Below are 20,495 nucleotides of genomic sequence, written 5' to 3'. Positions count from 1 at the left end.
GTTGCTGATCAGGTCCGTGACGGCGCTGATCGAGATCGGGGTTTCGACGCCGTCGATCCAGCCGACGCCGCGGCCCTGACCGAAGTCCGCGTTCAGGTCCTGTTCCCGCACACTGACCAGAACCGTGGCCGGGGCGCCGCCGATGGTCGGGGCCTCCCCGGGCCGGGAGGCGACGTCGAGGATCACGGCGAGCACGTCGTGGCGCCGCTGGTCGGGCGTGCGGTCGTCCCGCTCGAGCGGCGCCTGCTCCCGTTCTGCCTCTCGGTCGGCTGCTTCTTCCTCGTGGAAGGCGACCGGGGCGCTCTTCGGCGACAGGTACGCGTCGAAGAGGCGGCGCAGCTTGCCCGCGATCTCCGGCATCAACGCCCCCGAGACCGGCACGATGCCGTCGCGTTCGCGGCCGAGCCGGATCCCACGCGCCACCATGGCGTGGTCGTCGGGCCGGGACCCGTCGGGCGCGAGCACGGCCCTCCAGACCGCACCCTGCAACCGGATCTCATCCGCCGACGCCGGCACCGACGCCGGCACCGACGCCGGCACCGACGCCGGCACCGGGGTCTCGGAGCTGGTGCCGGTGGCCGAGGCGACCAGCTCGCTCTCGGCTGCCTGCACCGAGCCCAGGTCGGTGCACCGCAGCGTCGGCGTCAACGCGGTGAGGATCGCGTCGGCCGTGTCGATGCCGATCGCCCCGGCGGCCAGGCCGATGGCCGTGGCGGGGAAGGTGGGCGGCAGCGGTTCGCCACCCAGGGAGCGGCCGATGCGCAGTTGCGTGCCCAGCCGCATCCGTCGCCCCGCGGTCGGCCCGGAGACGAGCGTCAGGCGCTCGAGTAGTTCTCCGGCGGTGCGGCAGCCCCGCTTCGCCGAGAGCTGCCCGGTGCCGAGCTCGGGCCGGGACCGGTCGGCGACCTCCGCCGCGGCCGCCACCCGCAGCGCGTCGACCCGCCGGCCGAGGACCTCGACCGCCGTGGTCACCTGCAGGAGGCCGTCGTCGTCGAGACCGCGCACCGCCGAGCACCGCAGGGATTCCCCGAGCCCCGCCGCGAGAGCATGCAGCTCCGCGACCGCCCGAGCCGCCGCGGACAGGCCGTGCGCGGCATCCGCTTCGGGGTGTTCCAGGAGGTTGGTCACGGGATAATTCTACCCTGACTAGAACCTGAAGTCGAGAGTAGCTCATAAATATTGAATACTAGTTTCGTAGATATAAACGAATGAATCAGCGCCTTTCCACCGCCCGCGTGGCGACGGGGCGGCCATCTCAGGCCCTACGCACGCTCCAGTTCGTGGGCCAGCGCCTCAAGTTCGGCCCCTCCCGCCATCAGCGCGGTCATCTCTTCGATCGTGATCTCACTCTTGGCGAAATCGCCCATACTGGTGCCGCGCTGCAGCAGCAGGAAACGGTCGCCGACCGGATAGGCGTGGTGCGGATTGTGCGTGATGAAGACGACGCCGAGCCCGCGGTCCCTGGCCCGGGCGATGTACGAGAGCACCACCCCGGCCTGCTTGACCCCCAGGGCCGACGTGGGCTCGTCGAGAATGACGACCTTCGCCCCGAAATGCACGGCGCGTGCGATGGCGACGGATTGCCGTTCCCCGCCGGAAAGCGTTCCGATCGGCTGGTCCACGTCGCGCAGGTTGATGCCCATCCGGGCGAGCTCGTGATTGGTCGTGGCCCGCATGCCGGTGACATCGAGGCGCCGCAGCGGGCCTCGGCCTCGGGTGAGCTCGGAACCGAGGAAGAAGTTGCGCCACACCGGCATCAACGGCACCACGGCCAGGTCCTGGTAGACGGTGGCGATGCCGAGGGAGAGCGCCTCCCGCGGATGCGCGAATCGGCGCTCCACCCCGAAGACGCGCAGGGTGCCCTCCGAGTGCTGGTGGGCACCGGAGAGGATCTTGATGAACGTTGACTTGCCCGCGCCGTTGTCGCCCAGCACGCAGAGCACTTCCCCGGCGCCGACGGATGCCGACACGCCCGCCAACGCCCGCACCGAACCGTAGGACTTCCCGATGTTGCGCACCTCGAGGATCGGCTCCGGACGGATCGGGGCCGGCGTCATGCGCGCACCCCGGACTGGCGGCGAACGAGCAGGTTGACCAGCACGGCGAGCAGCAGCATCCCGCCGAGAAATGCCTTGAGCCAATTGTTGTCCCACTGGGCGAACACGATGCCCTGCAGGGTCATCCCGTAGATCAGGGCTCCGAGGGCCGCGCCGATCGCCGATCCGTAACCGCCGGTGAGCAGGCATCCGCCCACGACGGCACAGATGATGTAGATGAATTCCTGGCCGACCCCGGTCGTGGCCTGCACGGTCGACACGTCGAAGAGCTGAAGCATGCCGACGAGCCAGCCGGCACCGGCCGTGGTCATGAACAGCCCGAGCTTGATCTTGAACACGGGAACGCCGACCTGCCGGGAGCTCGTGACCTGGCCGCCGACGGCGAAGATCCAGTTGCCGGGCCGGGTGCGCAGCAGCACCCAGGTGGCCAGCGCGGTGAGCGCGATCCACCAGACGATCGAGATCTTGACGTCCATGCCCAGGAACGGGAACGAGGAGCCGAAGAAGACCTTGACCTGGTCGAACCCGGGCACCGCCCCCATCCCCTGAATGGCGACGCTGCCCGTGAAGAGTTTCGTCAACGCCAGGTTGCAGCCCTGCAGGATGAAGAAGGCCGCGAGGGTCACGATGAAACTCGGCAGGCCGGTCTTCATGACGACCCAGGCGTTGCCGGCGCCGATCAAGAGCGCCACCGCGAGGGCCAGCACGAGGGCGAGCCAGATGTTCAGCTCCCACTGAGTGGTGACCACGCCGACGATGAGCCCCGTGGTGCCCGTCATCGCGCCCGCCGAGAGGTCGAACTCCCCGCCGATCATGAGCAGGGCGACGGCCACGGCCATGATGCCGAACAGGGAGGCCGAGTAGAGCCAGGTGGAGATGCCCGCGGGGGTCAGGAACGCCTGCGTGGAGAGCGAGAAGAAGAGGAAGATCGCCACGGCCGCCACGAGCGCGCCGACCTCGGGCCTGCGCAGCAGGGTGAGCAGCGGATGCGCCCTCGTCGGCCGTTCATCGATCCCCGCGCCCACAGCGACGGTCATCTCGTGCCGTTCTCCGCGAACTTCGCGACCTGGGCCGCGTTGTCCTTCGTCACGAAGCCCGGGCCTGAATAGACCGGCAGCCCGCCGCCGACGACGTCGCCGTTGCGCTTCTGCAGAGTGAGGAAGGTCACGGGCAGGTAGCCCTGGGAGTAGGGCTGCTGGTCGACCGCGAACAGCATCTTGCCGCCCTGGATGAGCCGGGTCACGTCGGCGGACACGTCGAACGTGGCCAGCGTGGCTGGGCTTTTCGCCTCGTCGATGGCCTGGCTCGCGGCCACGGCGACCCCGGTCTGCAGGGTGAGGACGGCGTCGATGGACGGGTCGGCCAGGAGTTTGCTCTTGATGGTGTTCTGGGCATCCGCGAGGTTGGCGACGTCGACCTGCACGTTGCTGACGTCCGCGCCGACCGTGTCGGCGGCACCCGTGCAGCGTTCTTCGAGCCCCGAGTTGCCGGCCTCGTGGATGATGCAGATCACGTTGGTCACGTTGGCGGCGGCCAGCTGTTCGCCGGCTCCCTGGCCCGCGATGAACTCGCTCTGGCCGACGTGGGTCTGGGCGCCGAATTCGACGGACTTCTCCAGGCCCGAGTTGATGGTGATCACTGGGATGCCGGCGGCAACGGCTTTCTCGACGGCGCTCTTCACTCCGTCGGGGTTCGCCATCGAGATGATGAGCCCGTCGGGCTGGGACGCGATGGCCGCTTCGATCAGCTGGCTCTGCTTGACCGGGTCGCCGTCGCCCTGATACGTGACCGTGGCTCCGAGGTCGGTGCCTGCCTGCTCGGCGCCGCTCTTGACGACGTCCCAGAAGGAATCGCCCGCGGTGCCGTGGGTCACCACGGCGATGGTGACCGGCTCCCCTGCCGCTCCCCCGTCGGCATCCGTTTCCGTGGCGGTGCACCCCGTCAGCGCCAGCGACGCGACACCGAAAACGGCCAGCAGGCTGATCTTGAGCTTCATGTCTGAACTGTTCCCGACTGTCGTGCGGCGGCCTGAAACAGCGAGGGTTCGCCGGTGACCTGATGCATATCGAACTTACTGGACTGGGGGCCCGCTCGATTCAGATCGATTCGAACCAGTGGCATGAGTGACTCCTTCGTGACGATTTGTTCGGCGCACAGCCACGTGTGCCAGACACAAAAAAGCCCCCGGAACCGTGTGGTTCCGGGGGCTGATGGTTGCGGGGGCAGGATTTGAACCTACGACCTCTGGGTTATGAGCCCAGCGAGCTACCGAACTGCTCCACCCCGCGTTGCAAGAACAAACTTACCACAGCCTCGGGTTGTGAAACGCATGGTCAGACCTCGGAGGTGGTGGCCACGCTCTGGGTACTCCTGAAACCGCTTTCGATAGAGAGAGATTCACCCGTGACCGTTCTCACAGAAGTCCTGTCCGACACCGCCGCTTATGCCGAAGGCTTCGGCGACAAGTCCGGAAACTGATTCCGGACTTCCTGGGCGACCGCGCGCGACGCTGTGCCGGGGATGTCGACGTTCGTCGAATTGCTCTCCCCACACCCTTCCATTGACGGTGGATCTGGGGTTCTATCAGCAGTGCCTGCACCTTCCCCCAGTACCCAACGAGGTATTCCGCATGCGCCGCAACCCGACTGCTGCCCGGCTTCTCGCCGTCATGTTCACTGTGATCATCGCTGGTGCGCTCTTGCTCACCGGCTACACCGGTGCATCCGCCCCGGCCGACGCTCACTCAAAGATGAATGTCGAGACGGCTCTGGCTCCGGCCGCCCTCTCGTCCACTCCGCTGCCGCGCACAGGGTGGACCGTGACCGCGAGTGACCAGGAAACCACCGGTGAGAACGGCGCAGCCGCCAACGTGCTCGACGGCAACGCCTCGACCTACTGGCACAGTAAGTGGAGCGGAACCGCGGTGCCGCTGCCCCATTCGATCACCATCGACATGCACAAAACCGACACCGTCGCAGCCCTGAAGTACCTGCCGCGCACAAGCAGTTCGAATGGACGAATCGGCCGTTTCGAGATCCATGCCAGCCCGGATGGCACGAACTGGGGTGCCGCCGTCGCAACAGGAACCTGGGCCGACAACGCGTTGGAGAAGACGACGGGATTCACCCCTGTGGCGACACGTTTCATCCGGCTGACCGCGATCACGGAGGCAGGTAACCGCGGCCCCTGGACCAGCGCCGCCGAACTCCATCTGATCGCAGAAACAGGCACCACCCAGCCGCCCCCATCCGCGCCAGCGCCGGCGGCGCTCGCCCGGACCGGCTGGATAGTGACGGCGAGCGACCAGGAGACAACCCGCGAAAGCGGCGGCGCCGCGAACGTGCTCGACGGCAACCTCACCACGATCTGGCACTCCCAGTACTCCCCCACGTTGATCCCGTTGCCGCACAGCATTGTTCTCGACATGCGGGCGATCAACGAGGTCTCCGGCTTCACCTACACCCCGAGGTCCGGCACGTCCCGGAACGGCACCATCGGCCAATACGCCATCGCAGTGAGCTCCGACGGAACGAGCTGGAGTGCACCGGTCGCCAGCGGAACCTGGGCTGACAACAGCCAGGCGAAGACCCTCACGTTCCCGGCTGTTCAGGCGCGATACGTTCGCCTGACCGCGACGACCGAGGCCGGCAATCGCGGACAGTGGACCACGGCGGCGGAGCTGAACGTGATCGGTCGCTCCCTCTCAGCGCCGCCGCCCGCTTCGACCCCCACGGGGTCGACAGGAAGCTGGGGTGCGACGATCGGTTTCCCGCTGGTTCCCGCGGCGGCAGCCCTCTTGCCCGGCAACAAAGTGCTCACCTGGTCCTCGTACTCCAACACGACCTTCGGCGGGGCCAACGGCAAGACCCAGACCGCCATCCTCGATCTGAACACCGGCGTGGTCACCCCGCTTACTGTCGCTAATACGGGGCACGACATGTTCTGCCCCGGGGTGTCCATCCTCCCGGACGGCAGGATCCTGATCAGCGGGGGGAGCAACGCCGCCTCGTCGACGATCTACGACCCGGCGAACAACACGTGGTCAGCCGCCACACCCATGAACATTCCGCGCGCCTATCAGTCGAACGTCACGCTCTCCAATGGGCAGGTGTTCCTTCTCGGCGGTTCCTGGGCGGGCGGCCAGGGCGGTAAGAACGGTGAAATCTGGTCGACTAGCGCCGGGTGGCGCGGGCTGGCCAACGCGCCTGTCGCACCGATCTTGACGAACGACCCGCAAGGGGTGTTCCGATCCGACAACCACGCGTGGCTGTTCGCGGTGGCCGACGGGAAGGTGTTCCATGCCGGCCCGAGCCGTCGGATGAACATGTACACGACCAGCAGCACCAGCGCTGTTCAGGATCTTGGTCTCCGGGCCGACAGTGGCGACGCGATGAACGGAAATGCGGTCATGTACGACGTCGGCAAGATACTCACCCTCGGTGGCTCGCCCGCGTACCAGGACAGTGACGCGACCGCGCGGGCCTATGCAATCGACATCAACAATGGTGTCAAGGTGACGCGAACCGGCGACATGGCGGCGCGACGGGCTTTCTTGAACTCCGTCGTGCTGCCCGACGGACAGGTTCTGGCATTGGGCGGTCAGGCGTACGCGAAGCCGTTCTCGGACGCAACGGCCGCCATGGCGCCTGAGGTTTGGAACCCGGCGACAGGCAAGTTCACCGCGCTCGCGCCGATGACTGCGCCGCGCACATATCACAGCGTGGGGCTACTGCTGCCTGATGCCCGGGTCTTCGTCGGCGGTGGCGGCCTCTGCGGCACCTGCACGACCAACCACCCGGACGGGCAGATATTCACCCCGCCCTACCTGCTCAACGCCGACGGCACCGCCCGCCCTCGTCCATCGATCACCACGGCGCCTACCGCTGCAGTGCGGGGTTCCACCATCCAGGTAACGACGTCCGGGCCCACACCAGCGTTCTCCCTCATCCGCATGAGCACGGTCACCCACTCGATCAACACTGACCAGCGTCGCATCCCACTCACGCCCACCGGTGTAACCGGCAATACCGCATCCCTGACGATTTCGTCCGATCCGGGAGTCGTGGTCCCCGGGCATTATCTCCTGTTCGCCATGGACGCTAACGGGGTGCCGAGCGTCGCCCAGACGATCCGGATCGGGTAGTCGAACTATGGCCCTGATGAATGTGGAGTGAGGGTGATGGCCTCCCCGACACTTTCTCTGAAAAGTCCGGACATTTACTGGCCCCTCTGAGTTAAAGCAGAAAGACCGGTGCAGCATTTCTGCTGAACCGGCCCTTCTGTGTATGTGATGAAAATCACGGTGGCATTGCCTGAAACGCCCTTGGTTGCGGGGGCAGGATTTGAACCTACGACCTCTGGGTTATGAGCCCAGCGAGCTACCGAACTGCTCCACCCCGCGCTACAACATCAAATTTACCACAGCCTCCGGCGCGGTCCGACCACACGGGCTGCGGAACCACCGTCCCGGCCCGCGGAACGCGGATGCCGCGCCGTTCCGCGGGAGGCGTGCCCCCGGGCGAAACGGCGCAGCACCCGCGCAGCGGATGAAGCGGCGAACGACTCGCTACTGGTCGAGCAGCATCAGCATTTCGGCGATCGCATCGTTCAGCTTCTTGTCGGCTACCCCATAGGCGGTGAAGTCACCGGTCGTCAGGGCCGCCTGCTTCTCGGTGACGGCCAGCTTGGCCACGGCGAGGAGCGACTTCAGCTGAGCATCCGTCGCGGGGTCACCGGTCGAGGTCGACGGGGTGGTTTCGCCTTCGGCAGGGGCCTCGCCCTCCACGGGCGTCACGGACGGCGGCACATCGGTGTCTCCGGCGCTGGCGCCGGAGTCGCCGCCGAAGAGCACGTCAAGCGCCTTGTCCAGCGTGTCCTCGAACGCGATCTGGTCTCCGAAGGCAACGAGCACCTTCTGCAGCAGCGGGTAGCTGGTCTCACCCGTGGACTGCACGTAGACCGGCTGCACGTAAAGCAGGCCGCCACCCACAGGCACGGTGAGCAGGTTACCGTTGAGCACCTTCGACTGGCCCTGCTTGAGCAGGTTCAACTGGGTGGACACGGTCGGGTCGGCGTTGAACTTCGCCTGCACCTGGCCGGGGCCGGGCACGGTCACGTCCTTCGGCAGGTTAAGCAGGCGGAGCTTGCCGTAGCCTTCAGCCCGCTTCCCGTCGGTCGATCCGGCATCCGCGTCTACCGCGAGGTAGCCGGTCAGAACGTTTCGGCTCGTCGCGCCGCTCGCGTCCGGGATGAACGTGGTGTACAGCGAGAAGGCCGGCTTCTCCTGGCCCGGAACCTGCATGGTCAGGTAGTAGGGCGGCTGTAGGGTCGTGTTCGTCGACGGCGACACCGGGTCGTTCGGCGTCGTCCAGGCGTCGTCGACCGAGTAGAAGGAACCAGGGTCGGTGACGTGGTACTTGCCCAGAACCCGGCGCTGCACCTTGAACATGTCCGCCGGGTAGCGAACGTGGCTCATCAGGTCGCCGCTCATCTCGGACATCGGCTTGACGGTCGTCGGGAAGATCTTCTGCCAGGTCTTGAGCAACGGATCCTCGTCGTCCCAGGCGTAGAGGGTGACCTTGCCGTCGTAGGCGTCGACCGTGGCCTTGACCGAGTTTCGCATGTAGTTGATGTTGTCGAGCGCGAATGGCTGCGGGGGCGTTTCCGTGTCAGCGATCGCGTCGCTCAGGCCCACGGAGGTGGAGTACGGGTAGTCGGCCGAGGTGGTGTAGCCGTCGACGATCCACTTGACCTTGCCGTCGACGATCGACGGATAGGCGTCGGAGTCGAGGGTGAGGTACGGAGCCACCTTCTGCACCCGGGTGACCGGGTCGCGGTCGTAGAGGATCTGAGACTTCTCGTTCACGGCGTTGGCCAGGAAGATCTGCTCCGACTGGAACTTGAGCGCGTAGATCAACTTGCTGAATGCGCTGTCGAGCTTCGGCCCGCCGTCGCCGTCGAAGGTCGTATAGGTCTGCTGCGCGCCATCCGTTCCCGACGGGTAGTCGAGCTCGACCGGCTTGCTGTCCTTGGGCGCACCCACGATGGAATACGGCGCCGATGTCTCGCCGAAGTAAATCCGCGGCTCATAGTCGGGCAATGACCCGGTGGTCGGGATGCCGGACTCGAGGAACACGGGCTGGCCGTCGGCCGAGCGCTGGTTGCCGTAGGCCGCCACGACGCCGTAGCCGTGCGTGTAGACCACGGTCGAGTTAACCCAGGTGTTGCCGGCGTTCAAGCCGGCCAGGTTGAGGTCGCGCACGGTGACCACTGTGTCCTGGGACTTGCCGTCAATCGTGTACCGGTCGACGTCGAGGTTCTTCGGGAACTGGTAATACTGCTTGAACTGCTCGAGCTGGGAGAACGCGTCGCTGACCAGAGCAGGGTCGAGAATGCGGATGTTAGCGGTAGTCTCAGCGTCGGCGCGCAGGGCGCCGGGCTCAGCCGTCGTGCTCGCGTTGTACGGAATCTCTTCCACATCCGCCAGGTCGTAGGCGTCGCGGGTGAGGTCGATGTTGCGTTGAATATAGGGTTCTTCGAGCGTCTTGGCGCTCGGCACCACCTGGAAGCGCTGCACGACCCACGGGTACAGCGAGCCGAGCAGGAGGCTGCTCACGATCAACAGCGCGGTGCCGACAATGGGCAGGCGCCAGCGGCCGATGAAGGCCGTGAGGAGAAACAGGATAGAGACGACGGCGGCGATTCCGGCCAGGATGGCGCGGCCCGGAATCGTGGCGTTCACGTCGGTGTAGCCGGCGCCGGTAATGATGTCGTTGGTGTTGGTCAGCGTGGAGTACTGGTCGAGCCAGATGCTCACGGCCTGCAGCATAAGGTAGAGGGCTGCCGTGATGGCAATCTGGATGCGGGCGGCCTTGGAAACGAGGACCTCGCGCCCGCTCACCCTGATCGAGCCATACAGGTAGCTCGTAGCCGCGGCGACGAGGGCCGAGATGAGCACCACGGCCGACGCGAAGCCGAGCACGGAGTGGAGGAAGGGGAGATCGAACAGATAGAACGAGATGTCCAGTTTGAACTGGGGGTCAACTCGGCCGGTGTCCGTGCGGTTCAGCCACATCAGAACGACCTGCCAGCGGGTGGCCGCGGCAACGCCGGCGAACAGACCCAGCAGAGCCGGGATGCCGTACATGGCGAGGCGGCGCAGCGGCTCGATGACCTGCTGGTAGCGGTCGAGCTGCGAGTTGAGCTTCGCATAGACCGGCCGCAAGCGGTAAGCGATCTGGATGCTCGCCCAGACGGGGACCGCCATCGCTACGAACCCGATCAGAAACAGCACGGCACCGGCGAACCACTGCGTGGTCAGCACGGTGAGGAAACCCAGCTGGTCGAACCAGAGAACGTCGGCATAGAGCCCGGCGAAAACGAAGAAGATGATCACCAGCCCCGCGATAATCGCTGCCGTAATGGCAAGGGGAGCACGGCTGCGCTGTGGCGCGGGAGCACTACGGGCTTGTTGTGACGTCACGAATTGGCCTCTTGATCTCGAAATCGGCGGTCAACGTTCATTCTAGACAGCCGCCCCGAACGAAAGCCGCACTTTCGCTGGGCAGCGACCCGGGGTTAGCCGAGTGCGCACTGCTCCAGTGCGTCGGTGTCCGAACCGGTGCGGATGGCGTCCAGCGCGGCCAGCGCGTCGTCGAGGGTGTCAACGGAGAAGACCGTCATCCCGTCGGGCACGTGCCCGGTGACCTCGTCGCAGTTGTCGGCGGGCGCGAGAAACCAATCGGCGCCGCTCTGGTCGGCACCGATCAGCTTCTGTCGGATACCGCCGATCTGACCCACCTCGCCGGCCTGGTTTATCGTGCCGGTACCGGCGACATCCGCACCGCCCTGAATAAAGCCGGAGGTGAGCGTGTCGATGATGCCGAGGGCGAACATCATGCCCGCGCTCGGCCCGCCGACCGAGTCGAGCTCGATCGTGACGTCGAAGGGGAAGTCGTAGTCGCTCGTCACATTGATGCCCACCACGACGGCGTCGCCCGATTCAACCGGGGTGACCTGCACCGTCGCGCTGGCGCCGTCCCGGAAGATTCCGATGGAGGCGGCGTCGTCGACACCGTTTCGCGTCAGCGCGTCCCGCAGGGCCGTGATGTCGGCGACTTCTTCACCGTTCACCGAGACCACCTCGTCGCCGGCTTCGATGGCTCCCTCGGCGGGCGAGTCGCCCGGCAGGGAGACGACCGAGAGGATCGTCGGGTAGTCATAGTCGAGGCTGGTCAGAGCGGCGGCGATCGCATCCTGCTGCGAATTCACCATCTGCGCCTGGGTCTGCTCCTCGCGCTGCTTCGTGCTCACGTCGGGCGGGAACGCCGACTCGATCGGGATCACGGCCTGGTTCGGGTCGAGCCAGGCGGCGGCGACCGTCAGCCAGCTCGGCCGGTTGTCGGGGTTGCCCACCAGTGACACGGTCAGCAGGTCGAGGCTGCCCTCGGTCGGGTAAATGGGTTCGCCGGAGATGGAGATGAGCGGCACCTGCTTGCCGTCCTGTTCGGCCGTGCCGATGGTGTTGTAGACCGGTCCTGGCTTCTCGATCACATACGGTGACGGCGTCACGGCGAGGATGAGGCCGATGACCATCGCGATCCCGAGCACCACCCAGCCTGCCCCGACGGCGCGCGCGGATCGGTCGGGCGGCTGTACTGGGTGATCGGTGAAGAGGGCCACCGGTCTCCTTCCAGGGATTGTGCTGGCTGTTCGCGGCCGGCGGACACCGGTTTACCAGCGTAGGTCATTTCCCAGTCCGCGCCGGGGATCTCCGGCTAGCGTAGGAGGACGCGACTGAGAGGTGCCTGAAGTGGCCGACGACGACTCCCGACCCGACGAGGGTCACAATCCCGAAGATGAGTTTCGGGACATGCTGCGCGACATCCTGAGTGGGAAGTCGTCCATCGACCCGAGCCAGCTGGCCGGCGCGGCGGGGCTTCCCAGCGACCCGGCGAGCATATCCGCGCTGATGAATCAGTTGCAGGGTGCTCTGCGCGGCGGCGGCGACGGATCCATCAATTGGGATGCCGCCCTCAACCAGGGCCAGGAGCGCGCGGCTCAGAGTCAGCTCGACGTGACCTCGGCCGAACGCGCCGCCCTCGACCAGGCATTCCACATCGCCTCCCTCTGGCTGGACGAGGTGATCTCGGTCGCCGAGCTCACCACCCCTCCGCGCCTGATGACCCGTAGGGAATGGGTCTCCGCGACCATGCCGCTCTGGACCCAGCTCGCCGAGCCCGTCGCGACCAGCATCTCCGACTCCCTGACCCGGGTGCTCACCGATCAGGCCCCGGAAGAGCTCAAGGGCATGATGGCCGGTGCCGGCCAGGTGATGCGCAGCATCGGCGGCACCCTGTTCGCCATGCAGCTCGGCCAGGTCGTGGGTCAGCTGTCCAGCGAAGTCGTCTCCGGTGGAGACGTCGGAATCCCTCTGCTGAGCGACCAGCAGGCCGCTTTGCTCCCCCAGAACGTGGCCGCGTTCGGGGAAGGCCTCGACGTTCCCGCCGACCAGGTGCAGATCTACCTCGCGGTGCGCGAAATCGCCCACGCGCGCCTCTTCCGCCACTCCCGCTGGCTGCGCCTGCACCTGATCAGCTCGATCACCGACTTCGCCCGCGGCATCCACATCGACTCAAGCCGCCTCGAGCAGCTGGCCGACGGCTTCGACCCGGCCAACCCGGAAGAACTGCGCGCCGCCATGGTCGACGGCTCGCTGATCCCGCCGAAGAGCGAGGCCCAGCTGGCCGCGCTCTCCCGGCTCGAAACGATGCTCGCCCTGATCGAGGGCTGGGTCGATGTCGTCACCCTCGAGGCCACGAGCCGGCTGCCCCGCGCGGACGCGATCGCCGAGACGGTGAAGCGGCGCCGGGCATCCGGTGGGCCCGCCGAGTCGGCGTTCGCCACCCTGGTCGGGCTCGAGCTGCGCCCCCGGCGCCTGCGCGAGGCCGCCGCCCTGTGGCAGGCCGTGACGGATGCCGTGGGCAACGAGAAGCGCGACGAGCTGTGGGCCCACCCGGACCTTCTGCCCTCGTCAGCGGACCTCGACGACCCACAGGCCCTCGTGGCCCGCCTGACCAGCTCGGCAGCCGGGGTTGAGCCGGTCCTCGACGAGGTGGACCAGGCCCTGGAAGACCTGTTGCGCGACGACGACACCGAGCGGCCGCACGAGGCGTAGCCCGGCTGGCGCGGGCTAGATCAGGCCCTTCGTGTGCCAGATCGTCTTCGTTTCGGTAAACGCCAGGACGCGCGCCAGGGAGGGACTCGCGGCATCCGGACCGTTCTCGGGCTGCAGCACCCGGGTGAGGGTCTCGGCCGCGTCGATCTCGAGGTGGATCCAGTCGAGATCGCCGGCGCCAACCAGGTCGAGGGCGTTGACGTCGGCGTGGCTGGCCAGCCACGGCGCCATCTCGGCGGGAGACCCGGTGAGAATGTTGACTACGCCGCCGGGCACGTCACTAGTGGCGAGCACCTCGCCCAGGCTGATCGCCGAGAGCGGCATGGCCTCGTTCGCGACGACGACCACGGTGTTGCCTGAGACCAGCGCCGGGGCGACCGCGCTGACGAGACCGAGGAGGGAACCCCCGGTCTGCGGCGCGATGATGGCGACGACGCCCGTGGGCTCCGGCACCGAGAGGTTGAAGTAGGGTCCCGAAACCGGGTTGGCGTTGCCGGCCACCTGCAGGTACTTGTCGGCCCAGCCGGCGTACCAGACCCAGCGGTCGATGGCCTCGTCGACCTGGGCGGATGCTGCCGCGGTGCTCACGCCTTCCGACTGCACGATTTCGGCGACGAACTGGGCCCGGCGCCCCTCGAGCAACTCCGCGATGCGGTAAAGCACCTGGCCGCGGTTGTAGGCCGTGGCGCCGGCCCAGCCGCCGAGGGCCGAGCGGGCGGCGACGACGGCGTCCCGGGCATCCTTGCGGCTGGCCTTCGCGGCGTTGGCGAGGAATTCCCCGTCGTGGGAACGGATCTCGTAGACCCGGCCCGACTCACTGCGCGGGAACTTGCCGCCGAGGTAGAGCTTGTAGGTCTTGGGAACGGCGAGGCGGGTCACTTGGCTGCCTTCTTTCGGGAAACGGGGGTCTTCTCCGCGGCCGGCGAAGCAACGGCCGGTGCGATGGATGCCGCGGGCGCGGCCGTCACGGTGCGCGCGGCCGCGCGACCGGCGGCGGGCTTGAGGTATGCGGCAAGCCCGTGGCGGCCGCCCTCGCGCCCGTAGCCGGACTCCTTGTAGCCGCCGAATGGGCTGGCCGGGTCGAAGCGGTTGAACGTGTTCGCCCAGATCACGCCGGCACGCAACTTGTCGGCGACGGCCAGCATCCGGCTGCCCTTCTCGGTCCAGATTCCGGCGGACAGTCCGTACGGCGTGTTGTTCGCCTTGGCGATGGCCTCGGCCGGGGTGCGGAAAGTCAGCACGGAGAGCACCGGGCCGAATACCTCGTCACGGGCGATGCGGTGGCTGGTGGAGACGTTGGTGAAGATGGTCGGCCTGAACCAGAAGCCGGCCTCGGGCAGCACGCAGTCCGGGCTCCAGCGCTCGGCGCCTTCCTGCTCGCCGATGTCGGTGAGCTCCCGGATGCGCGCCAGCTGCTCGGCGCTGTTGATGGCGCCGATGTCGGTGTTCTTGTCCATCGGGTCGCCGAGGCGCAGCGTGGACAGGCGCGCCTTGAGGCGGTCGATGACATCGTCGTGGATCGACTCCTGCACGAGCAGGCGGCTGCCCGCGCAGCAGACGTGGCCCTGGTTGAAGAAGATGCCGTTGACGATGCCCTCGATCGCCTGGTCAATGGGCGCGTCGTCGAAGACGATGTTCGCGGCCTTGCCGCCGAGCTCGAGGATGACCTTCTTGTCGGTTCCGGCGACCGAGCGGGCGATGGCCCGGCCGGCGCCGGTGGAGCCGGTGAACGCGACGAGGTTGACGCCGGGGTGCCCGACGAGGGCCTTGCCGGTGTCGCGGCCGCCCGTGACGATGTTGACAACGCCGGCGGGCAGGTCGGCCTGCTGCAGGATCTCGGCGAACAGCAGCGCGGTCAGGGAGGTGGTCTCAGCCGGCTTGAGCACGACCGTGTTGCCGGCGGCGAGGGCCGGGGCGATCTTCCAAGCCAGCATCAGCAGGGGGAAGTTCCACGGGATCACCTGGGCGGCGACGCCCCGCGCGGACGGCGTGGGGCCGACCCCGGCGTGGTCGAGCTTGTCGGCCCAGCCGGCGTAGTAGAAAAACCAGGCGGCAACCAGAGGCACGTCGACGTCGCGGCTCTCCTTGATCGGCTTGCCGTTGTCGAGGGTCTCGGCGACGGCAAGCTCACGGGCCCGCTCCTGCACAAGGCGGGCGATGCGGAACAGGTACTTGCCGCGATCGCTGCCGGAGAGCTTCGACCAGGTCTTGTCGTAGGCGCGACGGGCGGCGGCCACCGCCGCGTCGACATCCGCCGCGTCGGCGTGGGCGATCATTGCGATCTGCTTCTCGGTGGCCGGGTTGATGCTCTGGAACGGCTCACCCCGACCGGCGACGAACTCCCCGTCGATGAAGAGTCCGTAGTCCCCCCGAAGGTTCAGCACGGCCTGGGACTCCGGGGCCGGAGCGTAGTCAAGAAAGCTCATGGTTATTCCAATCAAGGTTGATCGAGTTGTCGGTGATCGAGCTTGTCGAGATTCAATCGATCGTCACGTAGTCAAGGCCGGAGTAGTGTCCGGAGGTCATCTTCTGGCGCTGCATCAGCACGTCGTTCAGCAGGCTCGACGCCCCGAACCGGAACAGGCTCGGCGTGAGCCATTCCTCGCCCACGGTTTCGGCGACGGTCACGATGTATTTGGTGGCGTCTTTAGACGTACGAATGCCGCCGGCCGGCTTCACACCGACCTTCGCCCCGGTGAGGCGATGCCAGTCGCGCACGACCTCGAGCATGGAGAGGGTCACGGGCAGGGTGGCCGCGACGGGCACCTTGCCGGTGGAGGTCTTGATGAAGTCGCCGCCGGCCAGGATGGCCAGCCACGACGCGCGGCGCACGTTGTCGTAGGTAGTGAGCTCCCCGGTCTCGAGGATCACCTTGAGGTGGGCGAAACTGCCGTCGGGACGGCGGCAGCTCTGCTTGACCGCCACGATCTCGTCGTAGACCTGGCCGAACCTGCCGGACAGGAACGCACCACGGTCGATGACCATGTCGATCTCGTCGGCGCCGGCCGCGACGGCGTCGTGCACGTCGGCCAGCTTGATCGCGAGGGACGCGCGCCCACTCGGGAACGCGGTCGCGACGGCGGCGACGTTCACGCCGGCATCCGTGCCCGCGGAGTGCGCGGAGCCGAGAGCGGCGACGGCGTGCGGCACCATGTCGCCGTAGACGCAGACCGCGGCCACGCGAGGGCAGCTGAGGTCGCCGGCGTCGGGCGTGAGGGCTTTGCCGACCAGGGACTTCACCTTGCCGGGGGTATCGGCCCCCTCGAGGGTGGTGAGGTCGATCAGGCTGATGATCTTGTCGATCGCCCACTTCTTCGAGCTGGTCTTGATCGAGCGGGTGCCGAGGTCGGAGGCACGCTGCTCCAAGCCGACGGCGTCGATGCCGGGGATGCCGTGCAGGTAACGCCGCAGATTCGCATCCGTGGCTTCGCCGCCGATGAGCGCCAGGGCGCGTTCCCCGGTGTTCAGCTGGGCCATGGCCGTTTGGCTGGTAGTCATGAATTGTCCTTGCGGTCGGGGTGCGGTCATGCGTTTTCGCCGAGGATGGCGAGTGCGGTGTCTTCGTCGGTGACGAGCACTGTGCACAGGCCGCTGCCGACGACGGCGCGGGCGATGGAGTGTTTGGAGCCTCCGGTGATCACGGCGATGGCGGTCTTCGCGTGACGCAGCGCTTCGAGCTGGATGCCGACGGTCCGGCCGTTGAGTTCCGGGTCGACGATGTTGCCGTTGCTGTCGATGTACCGGCCGACGATGTCGCCGACCGCGCCCTTGCGTACGAGCTCGGCGACCTGTTCCGCGGTGAGGTAGCCGCTGTCGACGAGAGCCGAGTTTTGGTCGGCCTGGCCGGCGCTGAACAGGTAGGCGGATGCCGCGGCGCCGAGGTTCAGCACGGCGGCGACGGAGCGGTCGGCTTCGATCGCGGTCTTGGTGTCGAGGCGCTCGAGGATGGCGGGGCTCGGCAGCAGCGTCGCCGCCCCCGAGGCCTTGTGAGCGATGGTGACGGCCGTCGCGGCTGCGGTGCCGGCGCGCCGGTTGAGGCTGACTCCGCCGTTGATCTGCACGACGTTGACGCCGCTGGCCCAGCCCTGGGTCAGGTGCAGCGACACCTCGTGCAGGGTGCGGCCCCAGCTGATGCCGAACGTTCGCGGCACCGGGCGGAGGCCCGTGAGGTAGTCGGCGGCAGCTTGGGCGGTGCGGGACTGGAGTTCCTCGTCAGTGGAGACGCCGGCGGAGGAGACGACGATGGCATCCGTCAGCTGCGTGGTCTCGCGCAGCCGGCGTTCGATGGAGAGGCGACGGGCGCGCGGGTGCACGATTTCGATGCGAATGAAGCCACTGGCCTTGGCCTGAGCGAGGAGCCGGCCCACCTTCCAGCGGGTGAGGCGGAGAACGGTGCCGATTTCGTCCTGCGTCTTGTTTTCCTCATAGTAGAGCTCGGCCGCGCGAATGGATAAGAGTTCGTCGGTGTCCGTCATGGTGCTCCGTTCCGTTCGGGTCCAGCCTAAGTCGCCGGTCTCCCCCGATCAACGCCTGTTGGTCATGTTGCTCATCTGCGCATTCGAGCATCGACCCTGCAACTCTGCACGCCCTAGGCTGATGTCATGCCCACCAGCTACGCTCTCGCCGTCGACCTCGGCGGCACCAAGGTTGAAGCCGCACTCGTCGACGAGCAGGGGGTCGTGCTCGCCACCAGCCGGCACCGCGCCCCCACCGGCCCGGTGAAAACCGCCGAGGAACTCGCGGACAGTGTACGGACCGTCGTCACCCGCGCCCGAGCGAGCCTGCCGGCCGGAGACGCCCTCCTCGGCGTCGGCATCGGCACCGCCGGACCGATCACCGTGGACACGGGCACAGTCTCTCCGTTGAATCTGCCGGCCTGGCGGGATTACCCCTTACGGGACTGTGTCGCGGCCCTCGTCCCCGAGGCGCCCGTGCGCCTGCGCCTGGACGGCCTCTGCATCACGCTCGCCGAGCACTGGCTCGGCGCCGGGAGGGGCGCCGACAGCCTGATGGGCATGGTCGTGTCCACCGGCGTCGGCGGCGGCCTGATCCTGGGTGGGTCCACCGTTTCCGGGCCCACCGGCAACGCCGGGCACATCGGGCACATCGAAGTCGGCGGGTTCGACGACGCCTGCGCCTGCGGCGGCACCGGATGCCTCGAGGCCGTCGCATCCGGACCGCGCACCGTGGCCTGGGCGCGCGCCGAGGGCTGGTCGGGCCTCACCGGCGAAGACCTCTCGGGCGCGTACGCCGCGGGAGACCCGATCGCGATCAGTGCGGTCAAGCGCTGCGGCCAGGCCATCGGCCAGGCGATCGCCTCCGCGACGAACCTCGTGGACCTCGACGTGGTGGCGATCGGCGGCGGCTTCTCACACGTCACGCCGGACCTGTTCGACTACGTGCGAGCGGCCGTCGCCGAGCGCACGGTGTTCTCCTTCGCGACCCGGGTGCGCGTCGTCGCATCCGCTCTCTCCGGTGACGGCCCACTGATCGGCGCCGCGGCGCTCATCCACCGCGCCGATCTGGTCGCCTGAGGCACCCGCGCCCGCCCGCGCGCCCGCCCGCCCGCCCCTGAACCAATTCGACGGAGATTTTGCTCTCGACCGGCATTGAGACCGGTCTCACCCGTTTTTTCGCCAGAATCTCCGTCGAATTCGGCAGGCCGCGCGGGGCACTGGGCGGGCAGCGGGGCACTGAGCGGGCAGGACAGCACGGCGCCGGCGAGCGTAGCGGCCAGGGCGGCGCCGATCAGGAAGGCGAGCGGCCAGGTCCAGCCGCCGGTCAGCTGGTGCAGCAGCCCGAAAAGCAGCGGCCCGACCAAGTAGCCGACTCTCAACGGCGAGATGCCCGGTCAGGCCAGGATGCCCGCGTCAGGCCAGGATGCCGCGGACCTTTTCCACGTCGTCGTGCATCTGCACGATCAACGGTTCGATTCCGGTGAACGCGACCATGCCGCGGATACGTTCGACGAAGGACACCTCCACCACATGGTCGTACAGGTCGATGTCCTGGTCGAGCACAAAGGCCTCGACCTGCTTCTGCGCCACACCGTCGAAGGTGGGGTTGTTGCCCACCGAGATGGCCGCCGGGTAGCGGATACCGGCATCCGTCAGCCAGCCCGCGTAGACCCCGTCCGCGGGGATGAGCCCCTCGGACGCCGGTGACAGGTTGGCCGTGGGAAAGCCGAGTTCGCGTCCTCGCTTCGCGCCGTGCACGACCTCGCCGCGCACGGTCGGGTTGTGCCCGAGCAGGGTGGTGGCTGCGCCGACCTCGCCGCGGGAGAGCAGCTCGCGGATCCAGGTCGACGAGACCCGGCGCATCCGGTCTGGTTTCACGTCGTCGATCAGGCGCACGGTGAACCCGAACCGGTCCCCCAGCTCCTGCAGTAGGTGCACATCGCCGGCGCCGCGAGCGCCGAACCGGAAGTCGCGGCCGACCAGCACGGTGCGCGCGTGAAGCCCCTGCACCAGGATGCTCTCAATGAAGTCCTCGGGCGAAAGAGCGGCCAACGCCGAGGTGAACTCGAGCAGGAGGGTGGCGCGCACGCCGGTCTCGGCGAGCAAGGCAAGCTTCTGTTCGGTGCTGATCAGGGTCTGTGGGCACTCCTGGGGGGCAAGCACGGCGAGCGGATGCCGGTCGAAGGTCACCACCACGGAGGCCAGTCCGTCGCTGTCGGCGAGTGCCTGCAACTCGGCGATGACCGCGCGGTGCCCCGCGTGCACGCCATCGAACTTGCCGATGCTGACCGCGGAGGCCGGCCAGTCGGCCGGGATGTCGGCGACGCCGCGCAGCACCTTCACTCGCGCACCTTCCCGCTCCGGGACAGCCACCACATGCCCAGGACCGGCAGCACGAGCGGGATGAAGAGGTAGCCGCGGCCGTACAACGACCAGACCGAGTCGTGCGGAAACAGGGCCGGGTCGACGAGGCTGAGGGTGCCGACCACCAGCACGCCGGCGAACTCGAAGCCGATCGTGATCCAGGCCACGCGGCGCCAGCGTCCGCCGCTCCTGATCAGGGCCACCGTGGCGACGATGTAGACGACCGCGGCCAGCGCGGACAGTGAGTAGGACAACGGTGCCTCGGCGAATTTGGAGGCGATCTGCACGAAGGAGCGGCCCGTGGCGGCGAGCGCGAGGAGGCCGTAGACGGCGATCAGCACGCGCCCGATGCCGGTCACCGGGGCCGGCCGAGCGGTCTCGGCGGGCGTCCTTGCGGCGTTGCTCTGCTGTGCGGTCATGGCTTCCTAATTATCGCAGCAT

Annotated in this window: 15 protein-coding genes and 2 tRNA genes; 3 read left to right on the top strand and 14 right to left on the bottom strand. The window is 67.5% G+C overall.

What is annotated here, in order from left to right:
• The 5 genes from CXY82_RS14545 to CXY82_RS14525 all read right to left on the bottom strand — a co-directional run.
• A partial coding sequence (locus CXY82_RS14545) for a DUF222 domain-containing protein (protein ID WP_146069145.1) occupies positions 1-1,128 on the bottom strand: 1,128 nt, incomplete at its 3' end.
• Positions 1,129-1,262: 134 nt separating this feature from the next.
• The gene (locus CXY82_RS14540; protein WP_104171545.1) at positions 1,263-2,057 is read right to left on the bottom strand and encodes an ATP-binding cassette domain-containing protein; all 795 of its coding nucleotides are present in this window, start codon (positions 2,055-2,057) and stop codon (positions 1,263-1,265) included.
• On the bottom strand, positions 2,054-3,094 hold the full coding sequence (locus CXY82_RS14535; RefSeq protein WP_104171544.1) for an ABC transporter permease: 1,041 nt from the start codon (positions 3,092-3,094) through the stop codon (positions 2,054-2,056). The genes CXY82_RS14540 and CXY82_RS14535 overlap by 4 nt, the downstream gene beginning before the upstream one ends.
• Positions 3,091-4,053, bottom strand: a complete 963-nt coding sequence (locus tag CXY82_RS14530; protein ID WP_104171543.1) for a sugar ABC transporter substrate-binding protein — start codon at positions 4,051-4,053, stop codon at positions 3,091-3,093. The genes CXY82_RS14535 and CXY82_RS14530 overlap by 4 nt, the downstream gene beginning before the upstream one ends.
• 215 nt (positions 4,054-4,268) lie before the next feature.
• Positions 4,269-4,345, bottom strand: a tRNA-Met gene (locus CXY82_RS14525).
• A gap of 278 nt (positions 4,346-4,623) precedes the next feature.
• On the opposite strand from CXY82_RS14525, the gene CXY82_RS14520 reads away from it, so the two are divergent.
• Positions 4,624-7,200, top strand: a complete 2,577-nt coding sequence (locus tag CXY82_RS14520) for a discoidin domain-containing protein (RefSeq protein WP_233199361.1) — start codon at positions 4,624-4,626, stop codon at positions 7,198-7,200.
• A 181-nt stretch (positions 7,201-7,381) separates the two neighbouring features.
• Here CXY82_RS14520 and CXY82_RS14515 read toward each other — a convergent pair.
• From CXY82_RS14515 to CXY82_RS14505, 3 genes are all read right to left on the bottom strand, one after another.
• Positions 7,382-7,458 (bottom strand) — tRNA-Met (locus tag CXY82_RS14515).
• Positions 7,459-7,623: 165 nt separating this feature from the next.
• On the bottom strand, positions 7,624-10,539 hold the full coding sequence (locus tag CXY82_RS14510) for a UPF0182 family protein (protein WP_199180980.1): 2,916 nt from the start codon (positions 10,537-10,539) through the stop codon (positions 7,624-7,626).
• Between the two features lie 95 nt (positions 10,540-10,634).
• Positions 10,635-11,738, bottom strand: a complete 1,104-nt coding sequence (locus CXY82_RS14505; RefSeq protein WP_104171542.1) for a PDZ domain-containing protein — start codon at positions 11,736-11,738, stop codon at positions 10,635-10,637.
• Between the two features lie 130 nt (positions 11,739-11,868).
• Between CXY82_RS14505 and CXY82_RS14500 the strand changes: the two genes are divergently transcribed.
• Positions 11,869-13,233 carry a zinc-dependent metalloprotease gene (locus tag CXY82_RS14500; RefSeq protein ID WP_370443711.1) on the top strand — a complete coding sequence of 455 codons (1,365 nt, stop codon included), beginning with the start codon at positions 11,869-11,871 and terminating at the stop codon, positions 13,231-13,233.
• 15 nt (positions 13,234-13,248) lie between these two features.
• On the opposite strand, the gene CXY82_RS14495 is transcribed toward CXY82_RS14500, so the two are convergent.
• The 4 genes from CXY82_RS14495 to CXY82_RS14480 are packed head-to-tail and all read right to left on the bottom strand — an operon-like array spanning position 13,249 to position 17,708.
• Positions 13,249-14,112, bottom strand: a complete 864-nt coding sequence (locus tag CXY82_RS14495) for an aldehyde dehydrogenase family protein (protein WP_104171541.1) — start codon at positions 14,110-14,112, stop codon at positions 13,249-13,251.
• Positions 14,109-15,659: an aldehyde dehydrogenase family protein gene (locus CXY82_RS14490; RefSeq protein WP_104100252.1), complete on the bottom strand. Its 1,551-nt coding sequence runs from the start codon at positions 15,657-15,659 to the stop codon at positions 14,109-14,111. Before CXY82_RS14490 ends, CXY82_RS14495 begins: the two co-directional genes overlap by 4 nt.
• Positions 15,660-15,711: 52 nt before the next feature.
• The gene (gene deoC / locus CXY82_RS14485; protein ID WP_104171540.1) at positions 15,712-16,731 is read right to left on the bottom strand and encodes a deoxyribose-phosphate aldolase; all 1,020 of its coding nucleotides are present in this window, start codon (positions 16,729-16,731) and stop codon (positions 15,712-15,714) included.
• A gap of 26 nt (positions 16,732-16,757) precedes the next feature.
• Positions 16,758-17,708: a sugar-binding transcriptional regulator gene (locus CXY82_RS14480; RefSeq protein ID WP_104171539.1), complete on the bottom strand. Its 951-nt coding sequence runs from the start codon at positions 17,706-17,708 to the stop codon at positions 16,758-16,760.
• A gap of 126 nt (positions 17,709-17,834) precedes the next feature.
• Here CXY82_RS14480 and CXY82_RS14475 point away from each other — a divergent pair, with 126 nt between their 5' ends.
• On the top strand, positions 17,835-18,767 hold the full coding sequence (locus CXY82_RS14475; protein WP_104171538.1) for an ROK family protein: 933 nt from the start codon (positions 17,835-17,837) through the stop codon (positions 18,765-18,767).
• 336 nt (positions 18,768-19,103) lie between these two features.
• On the opposite strand, the gene CXY82_RS14470 is transcribed toward CXY82_RS14475, so the two are convergent.
• Positions 19,104-20,033, bottom strand: coding sequence for a bifunctional riboflavin kinase/FAD synthetase (locus CXY82_RS14470; RefSeq protein ID WP_104171537.1), 930 nt, complete (start codon positions 20,031-20,033; stop codon positions 19,104-19,106).
• Positions 20,030-20,473 (bottom strand): hypothetical protein, encoded by a 444-nt coding sequence (locus CXY82_RS14465; RefSeq protein WP_104171536.1) that lies wholly within the window; start codon positions 20,471-20,473, stop codon positions 20,030-20,032. Before CXY82_RS14465 ends, CXY82_RS14470 begins: the two co-directional genes overlap by 4 nt.
• Positions 20,474-20,495: the final 22 nt, after the last annotated feature.

This window comes from Cryobacterium sp. M23 (assembly GCF_002929655.1).
In the GTDB taxonomy this organism is placed as follows: Bacteria; Actinomycetota; Actinomycetes; order Actinomycetales; family Microbacteriaceae; genus Cryobacterium; species Cryobacterium sandaracinum.
The sequence above is the reverse complement of the archived record's forward strand: the minus strand, read 5'-3'. Positions and strand labels throughout refer to the sequence as shown.

Coding starts and splice junctions, on each gene's coding strand:
- CXY82_RS14540 (WP_104171545.1), bottom strand. CDS start 2,057: ATGACGCCGGCCCCGATCCGTCCGGAGCCGATCCTCGAGGTGCGCAAC.
- CXY82_RS14535 (WP_104171544.1), bottom strand. CDS start 3,094: ATGACCGTCGCTGTGGGCGCGGGGATCGATGAACGGCCGACGAGGGCG.
- CXY82_RS14530 (WP_104171543.1), bottom strand. CDS start 4,053: ATGAAGCTCAAGATCAGCCTGCTGGCCGTTTTCGGTGTCGCGTCGCTG.
- CXY82_RS14490 (WP_104100252.1), bottom strand. CDS start 15,659: ATGAGCTTTCTTGACTACGCTCCGGCCCCGGAGTCCCAGGCCGTGCTG.
- deoC (WP_104171540.1), bottom strand. CDS start 16,731: ATGACTACCAGCCAAACGGCCATGGCCCAGCTGAACACCGGGGAACGC.
- CXY82_RS14480 (WP_104171539.1), bottom strand. CDS start 17,708: ATGACGGACACCGACGAACTCTTATCCATTCGCGCGGCCGAGCTCTAC.
- CXY82_RS14475 (WP_104171538.1), top strand. CDS start 17,835: ATGCCCACCAGCTACGCTCTCGCCGTCGACCTCGGCGGCACCAAGGTT.
- CXY82_RS14465 (WP_104171536.1), bottom strand. CDS start 20,473: ATGACCGCACAGCAGAGCAACGCCGCAAGGACGCCCGCCGAGACCGCT.